Genomic DNA, 14,277 nt, shown 5'->3' with positions numbered 1-14,277 from the left:
TAGGTCGGCTAAATATTATCGGAGTAGGGTAATAAAACCTTCTTGTTTTCCTTCAAAAAGTATCGGCTCACCATTTTGATATTCCCCGTTCAATCGCCAGAAGTATGTTCCATTTTTTAGAGTTCTACCAGACTTACTACCATCCCAGCCTGTATGCTGCAAAGTGCCAATATTATCAGAACCAAAAACCTGATTACCTTGTGCATCATAAATCTGAAAAGAAATGCTATTTACATTTTCTAAACCATACAGTCTGAAAGCGTCATTGTTGCCATCGTTGTTGGGTGTAAACAAGTTGGGTATAAATACTTGTGCAGTGGCAATTGAACCTTCTACCGTAACCAAAACTGTATCAATCACTGTGCATCCTGTAGAATCGAGCATTGTCACAATGTACTCAGTTGTATTTAAAGGCGAAATCGTGGGTGTAGAGGAATTTACATCATCAATTGCGTAATTTGGGCTCCATAAATAGCTTAAAGCGTTTAAAGCGGCTAATTTCACACTTTCTCCCTCAGTAATTGTCGTATCTTCAGATGCATAGGCTGTGGTTTCAAACAATTTGATTAAAACAGAGTCTGAAAACACACAACCTGCACTATCTTTTGTAATTAAAATCAATTGATCGTTTTCAAAAACTTCAAAAGTGATTTCGTTCTCAGTACTAAGTTCACCTTGTGATTCAGAAAGCCAGCTAATCTCAGTCCATTCACCTTCTGGGACTTGATAAGTGAGCACTTCACCTTCGCAAACTGTTGTATCGTTTCCTAAAGATATATTCTCTCTCTGTTCTAAAATTTTGATACTCCAAGAAGTTGCTAAAGCACAGTCTAAATCATTAGGAACTACATAGAAAATCGTATCATCAGCAGCAAGAGAAATGTTGAGTGTATCGAAGGTGCCGAGGTAACCCTGATTCACAGAAAACCAAATGGCTTCTTTATCTTCAATCGGATCGACAAGTTGCAGTGAATTACCAAAGCAAAGCAGCGTATCTTTCAATTCAATATCTACACAATCGTACAAGACATTGCCAGTACAAATGGAATTGTTAGATGCATTATTTGCCAATGAATTATCTACTGGTTGCACACCCCAAAATACCCGACCACTAATCAGCTTATTAAGCGTAAAGAAATTGTTTTGACCAATGTTGCCATGAGCAGTCATTTTTCTAACTCCACCTTCTGTATGGAAATATGGCGAAACATAATCGACTCCATACTCTCTAGTGCCTGCAAAAAGCTCATAAGTTAAAACTTCTCTTGCAGTAAGATCATCGTAATTTGCTAACCAAGAAAATAGTGTTTTACCGTGAATTGCAATCGCAAACGGATTGTATGGTGTCGCAGGTGCATAGTTTTTCCCTTTGAAATCATTGATATAAATTCCGGTACTATCTGCATTTTCTGAGAACAAAAAAACATCTAAATCACCATCAAGGTCAACATCACTTAAAGCAGCTTTAGAAGCTGAAGGCAAAAGCGTATCAAGCAAAATGTAGGCAGGAGTAATGCTTACTGAATCGTATTGATAGATGGCAGTTTTGTGTTCATCGTTTTCATCTATGCCTGCAAAAAAGATATCCGCCAAACCATCTTTATCTAGATCTGCTATGAGTAGCTCATGAGCTTGCCAGTTATTTAAAGTTTCATAAAGCTCATAACTGCCTGAATTTGTATTGAGGTAAATTCTGGTTTCTGTGATTCTGGTTGCGGTTTTACCTGAAAGAATAATGTCTGAAAAACCATCGTGATTGATGTCTCCCACATTGATTTCACTTCCTCCAAAATCAGTTTCAATTTCTTCTGTTTGAAACTCGAAGTTTTGATTATTTAAAAGCAGATAGGTTTTATAATTATTTGAACTATCAGTTCCGGTAATCAGCAAATCTCTATAACCGTTTCTGTTTGCATCTAACTGCTCAAAACTCGTGTTTGCTAGAGCCGGAATTTCTGGTTCTAATTCCTCAAAACTACCTGAGGTATTTTTATAAATTTTGAATTGATTATTGCCCGTTTCATCAACTCCACTCATCACTAAATCATAATCACCATTCCAATCTAAATCTACCCACATACTCGTTGCAGATTGCCAACCAGTGATGCTAATTGAAGAAGGTGTAAAATTTAACTCTCCTTGGTTTTCCCAAACCTCTGTTCTGTAAGTTCCTGTAGAATCTGTTCCTGAGATAAAAACATCGAGAAAAGCATCGTGATTTATATCAGCCAAACTGAACTTTGGATTAACCAAAGCGGGCAGGAGTGAAGGAACAATTTCGATCGAATCTTTGGCATTGCTTAATATAAAAATGCTTTGCATACCAGTAGAATCTACACCACAGATAATCGCATCTTGAAAACCATTGTTGCTTAAGTCTGCCCAAACCATTTCTGGATTACTAAGCTTCGGAAATTGTAAAAAATCTATTGGGTTAAAAATCTGTGCTTGGAGTTTAAAAAAGGCAATGCTTAGCCATAAGATATAAAAAATAAATGCTGTTTTTTTCATGATCAGATGCGATATTTTTGGTAATTATTTTAATTGGAATGTGATGGGAATACTCATTTTAGAAGCGATTGGCTCCCCATAAACTTTAGTTGGTGTCCAGTTGGGCATTTGCTTAACTACCCGAACAGCTTCCTTATCTAAATCCGGATGCAAACTTTCAAGCACTTTTACCTGCTCAGCTTTGCCCGATTTGTTGATAACAAATTCAACTACTACTTTGCCATAGACTTGCTGAGGCCGTAAACTATCGGGGTAATTAATGGCACTAGCAAAATAACTGTAAAGCGAATCAAACCCGACAATTGGTTGCGCTTTTTCGTAGTCCAATACTGTTGTTTGCTCATCGGAAAGATGATCAGATTCTGCTTCCAGCTCTAATGATGATTCATCATACATTCCAGAAGTATTTTCAGTTTTATTAATCTTCGAATTACTATTAGATGCAATACTTGCTAGTCCTTTATTTTCGAGATTTTCAGCAGTTTTAGTCTGTTCACTTTTTAGCTTATTAGATACTATTTCTTCTATTTCCAAAGAGTTATCACTAACTTGAAATTCCTCTTTGTCCAAAGTTAATTGATCACTGACAACTTTTTCTTGTTCACTGTTATCTGATACCTGCTCTCTGCTAACTGTTTCCTGTTCACTGATCACCGCTTTTTGATCATTGTTTACTGCACCATTTTTACTGTTATCTGCTCTCTGCTCTCTGCTAACTGATAACTGTCCACTGTTATCTGTTAACTGCTCACTGTCCCCCGTTAACTGATAAACCGTAATACCTACACCCAAAGAAACCACCAAAACACCTGCTAGTATCATTGCTGTTAATCTCTTGCCCGACCAAACACTTTCAGGCACTTTTTCGGCTTCCATCCGCGACATGAGTTTGTCAAAGTTTTTAGTCTGGCTCACCTCCTTTTTGGAAATAAAAGGCAGTTTGCCAACTATTTTAAATTTTGCTGCCATTATCTATTTATTTTCATTGAAGTCTTTATTGCTTTCCAGTTATTTGATACCTGACTTAGTCAATATTTCTTTGAGTTTATCAAGTGTTCTATAAGTCTTTACCTTGGCATTGTTCTCGGTGATTTCCAGAATTTCTCCGATTTCTTTAAAAGATTTTTCTTCGTAAAAGCGCAGTTCTATTAGCTCTACCTCCATTGGTTTTAGCTTGTTAAAGGCCAAATTGAGGTAATGTCGCATTTCGCTAGCACTAAGATTCTTGTATTGTAATTCTGTTTGAAGAAAATGAATTTGGTAATCGCCCAACAACACCAATCGCTCTTTCTTTGTAGTTCTGAAATAAGCAGCAGTTTCGTTAATTGCTACTCGATACAACCAAGCTATAAAAGAGGTTTCGGTAATTTTATAGTTTTTAATATTGACCAGCGCTTTGTAAAAAACCTCGGCACAGATGTCTGTGGCAATGGCTTCTTCGCCCGTTTTTTTGTAGATGAAATGGAAGATTTCTTCGTAATACCAATCATAAAGCGGCCTGAATTTCTCAGGATTCTCTTTCGCCTGCTCAATAACTTGTTTTTCATCAGGCTTATTCTTGTTCTTTCTGATCAGCAATTTTTCCAATTAAATCATCTATTTAGTTTTCATTTAGCACTTCAATGAAAACGAGGAAAAAAAGATACAAAAAGATTTAGATTAATTTTTAGGATATTCAATTACTAATTCAAGTTGCAGATGTAACTAATCTAAAACCATTAATGCTTAAATTCCAGAAACCTGCTTTATCACCAGAACGTGAAATTATTTGACATTTATTTTCATCACGATTCCAACTGCCACCCCGTTGAACTCGACTATTGTTATAATCCAAATCAACCCATTTTATATTACTAATTGGGGCACCAATATAGTTACTATGCCAGTCATCCTCACACCACTCCCAGACATTTCCACTCATATCAAATATACCTAATTCATTTGCTTTTTTTAATCCAACAGGATGTGTCTTATTATTTGAATTGCCTTTATACCATGCAACTTCATCTATTTCATCACTTCCTGAATACTTATAACCTTTACTTAGTTTTCCACCACTAGCAGCAAACTCCCATTCTACTTCATATGGCAAGCGAAACTTCTGTTTTGTTCTATAATTTAATCTTTTAATAAACTCTTGAACATCGAACCAATTAACACTGTCAACAGGGCATTTTATATTAGTTTTAAACTTACTAGGATTATCTTTCATAATATTCACCCATTGTTCTTGTGTTATCAAGTATTTATATTTACTAATATAAAAACTCTCAACACTAACTTGATGCATAGGCTCTGAACTCTTCATCTCATTATTTTGTCCATTTACATCCGAATCGTAGCCCATTTGATAACTCCCTCCTTCAACATAAACCATCTCTAACCATTCAGGAATTTTAGTTAATTTCTTAAGATTTTGATGATTTTTATTTGGTAGTTGCGTCTTTTTAATCACATTTTGTTTAACTATCAAAGACATTATTACATCTGAAATATTATTGCTAAAGTGGATATTTAGCAATAGTTGAGGAACAAGGCTTACATCAAAATATGGTCCTTTTAAAATTAAAAATCTTCTTTTTTCTTTTGATTTGATAAATTGATTTGAAAAAAAAGAAGTATACTCTTGTTTTACCCAACCAGATTTCATTGAATTAGGAGTACAAACTAATAAAAAGTGTTGACTTGCTTCTAAAGCATAGTTGATATTTTCAAAGTATGATTTACCTGCATTTGTAGATAAGTTATCATTTGACGAAAACACCCTAATATTATATGCACGAAGTTCAAAAATTATATCATTAATGAAATTTAAGTCTTTAATAGAGTAGCATAAGAACAGATCATACTCATATTTTGATTTTGAAATCTTTGGTTCTATAAACCCTTTAAGCAATTCATTTTTTATATCAAATTTTTCTTTAACACTAACTTCATCTTCTATCTGATCATAAATTTGTTGGAAATTACTTTTTTGATGCATTTCTGGGGTAAGCGTGTTCATATTTTTAAGTTGACCTACTAAACCAGAAATCTCTTTTCTTATCTGTTTGTAAAATGATAATTCATCTTGTATTTCAGCAGTATCACCTATATCTAGTAATTCATTGAGTGCAACATTCAGTTCTGTTATCTGTTCTTCCCAATATTTTAAATATTTAACTTGCTCTATGGGTTTGTATATTTTGGCATCCTCCAGAATAATAGGGAATATACGTTGGGCAAAGTTTCCATTTTTAGCAATCTCAATCAATTCAAACATGCAGTTCTCTGAGCGCAGGTACTTATCAGAGATGATTACAATAACAAAATTGCCTTTGCCAATTTCCTGCATAAACTCTTTAATCAAGCCTTTGTAATCAAGTCCTCCGGATTTGTCTCTCACTATTTCCAATCCCTTTTCAGAAAGTGCTTTTTCTACTTCTGAGGCAATGCGTTCACTTTCTCCACTCCATGCATAGGAGATAAATACTTTGGCTTTATGAGAGTTTGTTTCAGTCATACTTCTACTAGTTCCATGCTTTGCCTAAAAATAGGAATAATTGGAGTTTTAGTAAATATTCTCTTGGAAATCATGAGATTTTCAATTCTAAAAAAGTATAAATCAATAATACAGCATAAAAAAACCTCTCAAACAGCCAACATAACAAGCTATTTAAGAGGTTTTAGTGGGAGGGAAGGATTCGAATTTAATCCAGTTTCTTTTGGTCTTTGTCTTCGAGTTTTTTGTTTATTTTCTTGATATCTTCTTCTGGTTCTATGTCTTCGGGTAAATAGCCATTTCCTTTAATCACATCGCGAATATCTTTGTTGTTGTGCTCATGGTCTTTCTTAATAGCATCTTCACCTTGTAGGTTATTTTTTTGCACATTTAGATTGGTAAGTTCTGTTCCAAAAGTTTTACCACTCAATAAGACATTATGCATGTAATCATCAGCATCTTCGTGCTCATCTATTCTGTATTTCTTATTTATGTCTTCTCCACCAAAAAGCGATTTATCTCCTGCTTTCAACACTCTTTTAAAACCTTCTTCATCAACTCCTCTTTCTTTTACATTATCGAAAAGCAAGTCTTGGGTTTCCTTTAATTTTCTATGAATCACTAAACGTTTACTTGTTTTTTCATCGATTACTTGGCTGCCCACTTTTGCCAGCCATAGTTTAAACGGCTCTGCTTTTGGTGATGGAATCGACTGAATTATTCTCAACAAAGCTTCTTTGTCTGCACATTCAGTGGGGTAGAGTTTTCCATCTTTTTTACTTTCCATTTTAAGTTGTCTACAAATTGTAGATAACTCAAAGCCAGATTTCTTTTTATCTCTAGCCTTTAATGCAGACCAATATTTACTAGGTTTTTCACTTTCTGCTAAAACCTCAATTACATCCACAACTGCATAGTACAACTCACCATCAATTAATGCAGCTCGGATTTCTTTATCATCAAATAGCTTAATTTCATTCATTGGGGTATGTTTAATTATTTTTGGGAGGAAGGAGTGATGATAAAGCTTTTATCCAAATGGATAAAAGCTAATTCTCTTTTCTATCTTGAACTACTTACCGCCTTACGCAACATTTCAAGTTCTTGCATAGGCTCAAGCTCATAAATTTCTGTGCTTTTTTGCTCCATTGCAATTACTCCTTCCGGATTAATAGTTAACAAAGCATCCTTTTTAGAAGTTTTCAGTTTGCTATTTTCGTGAAGAATGTAAATATTTCTGTTAGCAAAAGCTGCTGATGTGCTCTGCTTTGGTAGGTTATAAAACACCCTCACATATTCTATCTGATCATCTTCTATCAATGCAAAAAGTAATGACTCATTAGTCCTTTCTAGTAGGTTAATTCTCACTGAAGATTTAGCATTTTTACCTACAGCATTCAATATTAATTTAGGCTTTAGAAAGTTTTCAATTTCTTTAATACTAAATAATGCTTGCTGAAAATCTTCTGCACGTTGGCGAATTTGTGCTTCTTTCTTTAGCTGTTTTTCAACATCAACCAATTGCTGATAGGCTTTTGATATAGAAATATCTCCTGCTCTTATAAGTCCTTTTAACTCATCATCTGCCTGGTTGTGTAATTTCTTTGCACGAATAATTGTAGTTCTGGGCACTCCGGTTAAATCACTTACTACCTCAGCATAATCGATCTTGTCGGTTTCGGGTGCTTTTATCCATTTGGATAAAAGCTTGTTATCAACCTTCTTATGTTTCTTTTTATCCTGAGCCAGTGTTTCGAGGAAAGAAGTAATTCTAAAACCAATCTCTGCGCGCTCAAAAGGAGTGAGGTTTCTACGACCTAGTTGATGGCGAAGCATCCAAACGAAAATCTCTTGGTCGTTAGCAAACTTTTCAATTGTAATAGGAACTTTCTCAAACTCAAGCCTGCCTTCTTCTAATAATTCCTTAGCTGCTCTTAATCTGTGATGTCCATCAATTACTATAAAAGTTCGCTCTCTGTCCAGCTCACCTTCAACCAATTTTACAGTAAGTGGATCTCTTATTTTACCATCTTGAGCGATGGCTTTAGACAATGCTTCGTATTCTTCTTTCGTATGCTTGCGGATGTATCTCTCATACTTTTCTTCCGTAACCAGACTACTTAGTTTTACATAATTCTTTCTGGACTCAGACTGCTTCTCCGAAATCTTGGAAAGTGTTTCAGTTTTACTAGCCGTTTTATTGGCCATCTTCATCCATTTTCCACTAATATCATCCATTGTTTACTACTGTTTTTATCTCTTCAACCAATTCTAAAAATTCATCCTGTTCTTCAAAAGCAAATGGTAACTCTTTAAAAGACATACGTCTCTTGTAGCGAACACGATTAGAAAGTTTATTATTTAATAACTTAAGCCCCATCATTCCATTAAGATCAGATACTGATCTCGACTCTTTTGTATGCGAGCTTTTATTGTGAATACCAATAGGAGTGAAGGACTGATTTTTTCTACCTCTCTTCTCAGCAATTTCTGGCAACATACCCAAAGTTTGGAAAGTTGCACCCATTGCCAAGTCAGAAGCTTCCAAAGGGATAATTACAAAATCTGATTTAAACATTATAGTAGCAGTTGCTTCTGCATGAGAGAAACTACCCATTACATCTATAAAGATAAAATCGAACTGAAACATATTTTCTTCCAACATATCTAATAAGTCGGAAATTGGCATGTTAGAATCGAAATCAATAAATTGAACTTCTATATTTTCATGTACACCTTCATCTGCTAATTGCATGGTAGATTTTTGAGAGTCTGTATCTATTACCAGAATCCTCAGATCTTCTAACTGGGCGAATGCCACAGCTAGTAAATTGCACAAAGTAGTTTTACCTACTCCACCTTTTCTATTTATAAAAGAAAAAACCTTAGCCTGCAGTTGTTCTCCTTTGGTGAGTACATCAATAGATACCCCATATAATTCGGCCATTTGTTCTAATCTGCCAAAAGGTACCTCTGTTTTACTGCTCTCATAATTAATGAGCGTCTGTTTGGTAATGTTCAATTGTTCAGTAACATCCTTAATCTGCAAGTTAGCATTCGTTCTTGCAGCCTTTAAGTGTTTGCCGTAAGTTGCCATGTAGTAAAAAAAATTTTAACCAAATATAGTATCAAAATCGAAAAAATCGAATTTTTGATCACAAAAGTAAAATTTTATTGACTATTGTGAAATTATCTCTGAAAATACTCTGTGTTAAAGTAATACTTGAAACGTATCTTAAAGTAAGGATTTAATAGATACCCCCAGTGTTTACAGGTAAATACCCCTAATGTTTACACCGAACCTCTTTAAATAAGTTTTAAAGGGATTTATTATATAAAAATGGATAAAAGAACACCTACAAATGAATATTTACATACATCAGGGGTATGTTTTAAAGTATTAATTGAAGCTTTTATACTAAAAAGTAAAAAAAATATAACACTTATTTATAAAGAGACTCTTATTTTTATATAAACACTTATATTTAATGAGCTTATAAATTAATGATAATCAAATAGTTACAAGCAAATGCATACCCCTAATGTTTACTTTTGATACCCCTATTGTTTACTACTATATACCCTCGATGTTTACTAAATATACCCCTGATGTTTGCTGACTCATACCCTAAATGATTACATAGGTACCCCAAACGTTTGCAATACATACCCTAAATGTTTACATTTAGCCATATATTCTTACATTTTTTAGATAATAGTCATCTGATCAGACATTTTTTCTCTGAGGTTGTAAACATTAAGGGTACCTAATGGAAATAAAATTTAAAGTAAACCGTACAGTTCGCAAGTCTAATAAACTGATCAACTATCGCGATAAACTGGGTTTAACGGCACTACAGCAGAAACTTTTCCTTTTTTCAGTAACTGAATTAAAGAAGAAAGAAGACTTTGAAAGGTTGCTTTCCTTTGATATGAAGGACTTTTTTGGGAAAAAAAGACTTACAACGAGAGATTATGAAGCTGTTCGTAATGCAGCAGCCCAATTAGTAAGAACCAGTATCAGTATTAAAACAGACAATGGCAAATGGGCAGAACTGTCTCTTTACTCTAAAATTGAGGGTGAACAGGGTTCTAGTGTAATTCATTTCAAATTTAACAATGAGTTGAGACCATATCTTGTAAACCTTAGGGGTAACTTTACTTCTTACCTCTATGATAATGTGGTCCATTTTAAATCTGGCTATAGTGTTCGGATTTACGAATTATTGGTAAGGCATCTTGGCTGGCAACATGTATATGAGGTAAGTGTAGATTATCTAAAAGAGCTGTTGGGGATTACACATGTTAAAACTTACAAGACATTCCCAAAGTTTAGAGAAAAAGTGCTAGACAAGGCTAGTGATGAAATTAATGCCTTCTCTGACCTTACAATTTCTTACGATACCGTTAAGAAAGGCCGTAGTATCCGTTCTATTCGATTTTATATCCTGAGTAAAGAAAAGGTAGATCAAGAGCTAGAAGACATTCAAAATGACGATAAGCAAGATGTAAAGGTAATTCGTGCTGATAAAAAAGACGGAGAACAAGATACACAGAGCCAGTCACCTGTTGATGATTTTAAGGCAAGAGCTGCAAGATTGGTTACAAGACTTAAAACATATGGGTTTAGCCATAAGCAGGCCATAGATGTGGTAAAAGTAACCGAAGCAACAATGGAATCGGGTATCTGGAAGATTCTGTATGATTTAAAATTGGCTATTGCCGATAAGAAAATTAAAAACCCTAAATCTTATCTAATCAAAGTTTTTAAAGAGGAATATGGTTTGGATTTTACAGTGAACTATGAAATAGAAGACAATTAATAGTTGAAATTCGTGATTTTCTGAAAAAAGAAAATCTAACTTTCAATTCTAAAAAGTGGCTTTGTGCACAACATGAGGCCGCTTTTTTTATATCTAAATGAGCAAATCCCTATTAAATATTGTTTAGATAAATTCTAAATAATCTTCTTCCAAAAAGAAATAAATCTAACCGTAAATTTTACTTCGTAGGTCATTAAACAAAAAATTTAACTGATGACTTACAAGAAGAAACTTTTTAAAGCTACTATCTGGATTTTTTCAATTTTTTCCATTCTTGCACTTGTTCTGGTTATTCACATTGCTATGGTTACCAAACCAAACAATAGCCATCATTCAAATTGGCAATTGAGTAGAATAGATTTTACACAGTCTTTAGATTCGGCTCAAGCACAATTGGCAATGAAAACAATTCAAAGCATCTCAGGTGTTAAACACGCCTACGTCAACAATGCGCAAGGTACATTGGTCTACAGCTATGAAGCTGGACACCTAAAGTCAGCAGATGTTTTTGATGCATTTATTGCCAAAACAAACTTTGAAGCGAAGCCTTACAAAGCACCAAAAATGGAAGATGCAACTGGTTGCCCAGTAATCGACAAGTCTTCATTGACTTATCGTTTCACAACCTTTGTACAAAATACCCTCAGATAGAATTTTTTCCCAATCAATAAAATCAAATACCGAAAATTATGAAAAGTAGAATCAATTTAATCTATGGATTACTGGCTATTGTATTATTTACAGCTAGTTGTAATGATGACGATGATATGGAAAATCAGATGGAACCTGATACCAGTCTGTATGCAACACTAGGTGGAACTACAATGGTAGATGACCCAAACAACCCCGGAACTCAAATAGAGCAAGGGAGACTAAATTTAAGAGCTGTAGTAGACTCAAGTATTTTTGTAATCGCTGCGGACTCAAGGTTAACGCCTTATTTTCAAGTACTTCTGTCAGAAGTAGGAAGTAATGATTTAACAGGTTTTGCTGCTTTAAGTGAAAGTCTAACAGATTTTTTTGCAGTTGCGACAGGTTCAGAAAACACTTCTTACACAGGCTTAAACATGATGGATGCACACGATCCTGCAAAAAATGATAGAATGGCTTTTGCTGCAGACGATGCCGCAATGGATGCATTTATTGAAGACGTGGTAAAAGGAGCAGAGCTTAATGGAGTTACTGATCCAACTATAATTACTCCAATTGGCGATTTGTTGGAATCTTTACGCTCTTCTGTGGTGCAAAGAACAGAGACACTTTACGACCGACTTGGAGGTACTGCTATGGTTGAAGACCCAGCAAATTCAGATGAAATGATAGAGCAAGGTCGCTTAACATTAAGAGGAGTGGTAGATTCTACCATATTTGTAATTGCATCTGATACCAGATTGCAACCTTACTTTGAGGTTTTACTTGCAGAAGTAGGTGAAGGAGATTTAACTGGATTTGCTGCACTAAGTTCAAACCTAACAGATTTCTTTTCAGTGGCAGCAGGCTCAACAACACAATCTTATAATGGATTGAATATGGCAGATGCACACGATCCAACTGTAAATAATAGAATGGCTCAAGCTGCAGATGATGATGCCATGGATGCATTTATAGAAGATGCCGTAGTGGGACTTTCGCAAAATGGAGTAACGATTGAAAACAATCGAGCTTTGGTTAATGAAATTGGTGCATTAGTAAACTCACTTAGAGGTGTAATTGTGCAAGCCGATTAACAACAAAATGCCGGTCTTATGGCCGGCAAATCTTCATTTATCATTAAGAATTCATTCAATCAGTAAACCATAAATTTTCCTTAGCATTATGACCAATTTCTTTGCATTTGGAATATCGCATAAAAAAACACCAGTAGAAATTAGAGGTATTTTATCATTCGATGAAAGTACTTGTAAAGAATTTCTCTTTAAGTGTAAAGAGCATTTTGGTATTTCCGAAATGCTAGTTATTTCTACTTGTAACCGTTTTGAAATTTACTATTCAGGAGAAGAGTCTCAGTGTGAAAAACTGATCAAGTTTTTATGTGTATTTAAAAACATTTCATTCGAAGGAATCAATTCACATTTTAATTTTTACAATACTGAAAAAGCCATTCAACATTTATTTAAAGTTGCCATAGGTTTAGATGCGAAAGTGCTAGGCGATTTACAAATTATCAATCAAGTTAAAAGAGCATATCAATGGAGTGCAGATGAAGATATGGCAGGGCCATTTTTACATAGACTTTTACATACTATATTTTTCACCAATAAACGTGTGGTACAAGAAACAGAATTTAGAAAAGGTACCGCCTCTTTAGCTTCAGTTTCGAGTGAGTTAGTTAAAAAATTTATAAATCGTATTGCAAACTCAAAGGTAGTTTTAATTGGAGTAGGTGAAATAGGTGTTGATGTTGCTAAAAACCTTTCGAAAACAAATGCTCAAGTTACTATACTAAACCGAACAAAAAGCAAAGCAGTCTCTATCGCAAAAACTTACGGTTATAAAGTAAAGTCTTTTGATGCACTAGATGAAATTATACAATATTCAGATGTAATAATAAGTACAGTAAGAATTGAGAAAACCATTATTGATAAAGATTCATTTCAACAGATTACAAAGCCAAAGTTGTTAATCGACTTATCTGTGCCATGCAGTATTCATAATAATGTAACTGAGCATATGGCTATTCACCATTATAATGTAGACCAACTCGAATCTAAAACTTGTAATACGATTGAAAAGAGGAAACAGTCAATTCCACAGGTTGAATCTATTATTGCAGATTCAGTAATGGAGTTTAAAAAATGGACTCAGGAAATGACATTTTCACCAGTGATTAAAAAATTTAAGAAGGCGTTGGAAACAATTAGGCAAGAAGAAATTGCCCATTACATAAAAAAGATGAATGATAATGAAACGGAAGTAATGAATACTCTTACTAAAAGCATTATGCAGAAAGTAATAAAATTACCAGTACTTCAACTCAAAGCTGCTTGTAGTAGAGGCAATGCACATGAGTTGGCAGATATACTTCACGAACTTTTTGATTTAGAAAAATAAAAAGAGTCTATAATTTATATAGACTCTTTTTATATGATTGTAAAAATATTAATTACTCAATCCTCGTATTTGGAGCTAATAAAGCTTCCATCAACATTGAAAAGTATTTACACACTATTTGCAAATTGGTTGCAACCTTAAATTAGAGATTTAATAAAACTTAAGATTTATCCCACCTATTCTCTAAATTCATACAATTATAATGGCAATAGATAAAACCCAACCCCAATAGGTTGGAATGATGGTGAAAAAATACAATTTTTTTAATCAAGCATTTTTATGCTTAATCGCTTGATAATCAAAGTGTAATTGCTCGACGCCAATAATCATTTAAATAAATTGTTGACAAATTTAATAATGCCACGCAACCATTTTAAATAAAGCACAAGTACCTACAATTGAAAGCAGCTT

At 34.2% G+C, this 14,277-nt stretch carries 11 protein-coding genes; 4 read left to right on the top strand and 7 right to left on the bottom strand.

From position 1 onward, the window contains the following. Window positions 1-15: 15 nt before the first annotated feature. The 7 genes from OQ292_RS20690 to OQ292_RS20660 all read right to left on the bottom strand — a co-directional run bounded on the left by OQ292_RS20690 (window position 16) and on the right by OQ292_RS20660 (window position 9,089). Window positions 16-2,511: an FG-GAP-like repeat-containing protein gene (locus tag OQ292_RS20690; protein WP_284686334.1), complete on the bottom strand. Its 2,496-nt coding sequence runs from the start codon at window positions 2,509-2,511 to the stop codon at window positions 16-18. Window positions 2,512-2,535: 24 nt separating this feature from the next. Further along, window positions 2,536-3,480, bottom strand: coding sequence for an energy transducer TonB (locus OQ292_RS20685; protein ID WP_284686333.1), 945 nt, complete (start codon window positions 3,478-3,480; stop codon window positions 2,536-2,538). Between the two features lie 39 nt (window positions 3,481-3,519). Further along, a complete protein-coding gene (locus tag OQ292_RS20680; RefSeq protein ID WP_284686332.1) occupies window positions 3,520-4,098 on the bottom strand; it encodes an RNA polymerase sigma factor in 579 nt (192 codons plus the stop codon). A 100-nt stretch (window positions 4,099-4,198) separates the two neighbouring features. Further along, complete coding sequence (locus OQ292_RS20675; RefSeq protein WP_284686331.1) at window positions 4,199-6,013, bottom strand: SUMF1/EgtB/PvdO family nonheme iron enzyme; 1,815 nt, start codon at window positions 6,011-6,013, stop codon at window positions 4,199-4,201. Between the two features lie 187 nt (window positions 6,014-6,200). Then, a complete protein-coding gene (locus tag OQ292_RS20670; RefSeq protein ID WP_284686330.1) occupies window positions 6,201-6,974 on the bottom strand; it encodes a BRO family protein in 774 nt (257 codons plus the stop codon). A gap of 80 nt (window positions 6,975-7,054) precedes the next feature. Next, the gene (locus OQ292_RS20665; RefSeq protein ID WP_284686329.1) at window positions 7,055-8,230 is read right to left on the bottom strand and encodes a ParB/RepB/Spo0J family partition protein; all 1,176 of its coding nucleotides are present in this window, start codon (window positions 8,228-8,230) and stop codon (window positions 7,055-7,057) included. Next, window positions 8,223-9,089, bottom strand: coding sequence for an AAA family ATPase (locus OQ292_RS20660; RefSeq protein ID WP_284686328.1), 867 nt, complete (start codon window positions 9,087-9,089; stop codon window positions 8,223-8,225). Before OQ292_RS20660 ends, OQ292_RS20665 begins: the two co-directional genes overlap by 8 nt. Before the next feature lie 673 nt (window positions 9,090-9,762). On the opposite strand from OQ292_RS20660, the gene OQ292_RS20655 reads away from it, so the two are divergent. The 4 genes from OQ292_RS20655 to hemA all read left to right on the top strand — a co-directional run bounded on the left by OQ292_RS20655 (window position 9,763) and on the right by hemA (window position 13,866). Beyond that, on the top strand, window positions 9,763-10,815 hold the full coding sequence (locus OQ292_RS20655; RefSeq protein ID WP_284686327.1) for a replication initiation protein: 1,053 nt from the start codon (window positions 9,763-9,765) through the stop codon (window positions 10,813-10,815). Between the two features lie 213 nt (window positions 10,816-11,028). Then, window positions 11,029-11,466, top strand: a complete 438-nt coding sequence (locus OQ292_RS20650) for a hypothetical protein (protein WP_284686326.1) — start codon at window positions 11,029-11,031, stop codon at window positions 11,464-11,466. 38 nt (window positions 11,467-11,504) lie between these two features. Continuing rightward, window positions 11,505-12,542, top strand: coding sequence for a globin family protein (locus OQ292_RS20645; protein ID WP_284686325.1), 1,038 nt, complete (start codon window positions 11,505-11,507; stop codon window positions 12,540-12,542). Between the two features lie 88 nt (window positions 12,543-12,630). Beyond that, window positions 12,631-13,866: a glutamyl-tRNA reductase gene (gene hemA, locus OQ292_RS20640; protein WP_284686324.1), complete on the top strand. Its 1,236-nt coding sequence runs from the start codon at window positions 12,631-12,633 to the stop codon at window positions 13,864-13,866. The last annotated feature ends 411 nt before the right edge of the window (window positions 13,867-14,277 follow it).

The organism is Chondrinema litorale (assembly GCF_026250525.1).
Classification (GTDB): Bacteria; Bacteroidota; Bacteroidia; order Cytophagales; family Flammeovirgaceae; genus Chondrinema; species Chondrinema litorale.
Note: the sequence above shows the minus strand (reverse complement) of the source record. Positions and strands in the feature narration are given on the sequence as shown.

Coding starts and splice junctions, on each gene's coding strand:
- OQ292_RS20690 (WP_284686334.1), bottom strand. CDS start 2,511: ATGAAAAAAACAGCATTTATTTTTTATATCTTATGGCTAAGCATTGCC.
- OQ292_RS20685 (WP_284686333.1), bottom strand. CDS start 3,480: ATGGCAGCAAAATTTAAAATAGTTGGCAAACTGCCTTTTATTTCCAAA.
- OQ292_RS20675 (WP_284686331.1), bottom strand. CDS start 6,013: ATGACTGAAACAAACTCTCATAAAGCCAAAGTATTTATCTCCTATGCA.
- OQ292_RS20670 (WP_284686330.1), bottom strand. CDS start 6,974: ATGAATGAAATTAAGCTATTTGATGATAAAGAAATCCGAGCTGCATTA.
- OQ292_RS20665 (WP_284686329.1), bottom strand. CDS start 8,230: ATGGATGATATTAGTGGAAAATGGATGAAGATGGCCAATAAAACGGCT.
- OQ292_RS20660 (WP_284686328.1), bottom strand. CDS start 9,089: ATGGCAACTTACGGCAAACACTTAAAGGCTGCAAGAACGAATGCTAAC.
- OQ292_RS20655 (WP_284686327.1), top strand. CDS start 9,763: ATGGAAATAAAATTTAAAGTAAACCGTACAGTTCGCAAGTCTAATAAA.
- OQ292_RS20650 (WP_284686326.1), top strand. CDS start 11,029: ATGACTTACAAGAAGAAACTTTTTAAAGCTACTATCTGGATTTTTTCA.
- OQ292_RS20645 (WP_284686325.1), top strand. CDS start 11,505: ATGAAAAGTAGAATCAATTTAATCTATGGATTACTGGCTATTGTATTA.
- hemA (WP_284686324.1), top strand. CDS start 12,631: ATGACCAATTTCTTTGCATTTGGAATATCGCATAAAAAAACACCAGTA.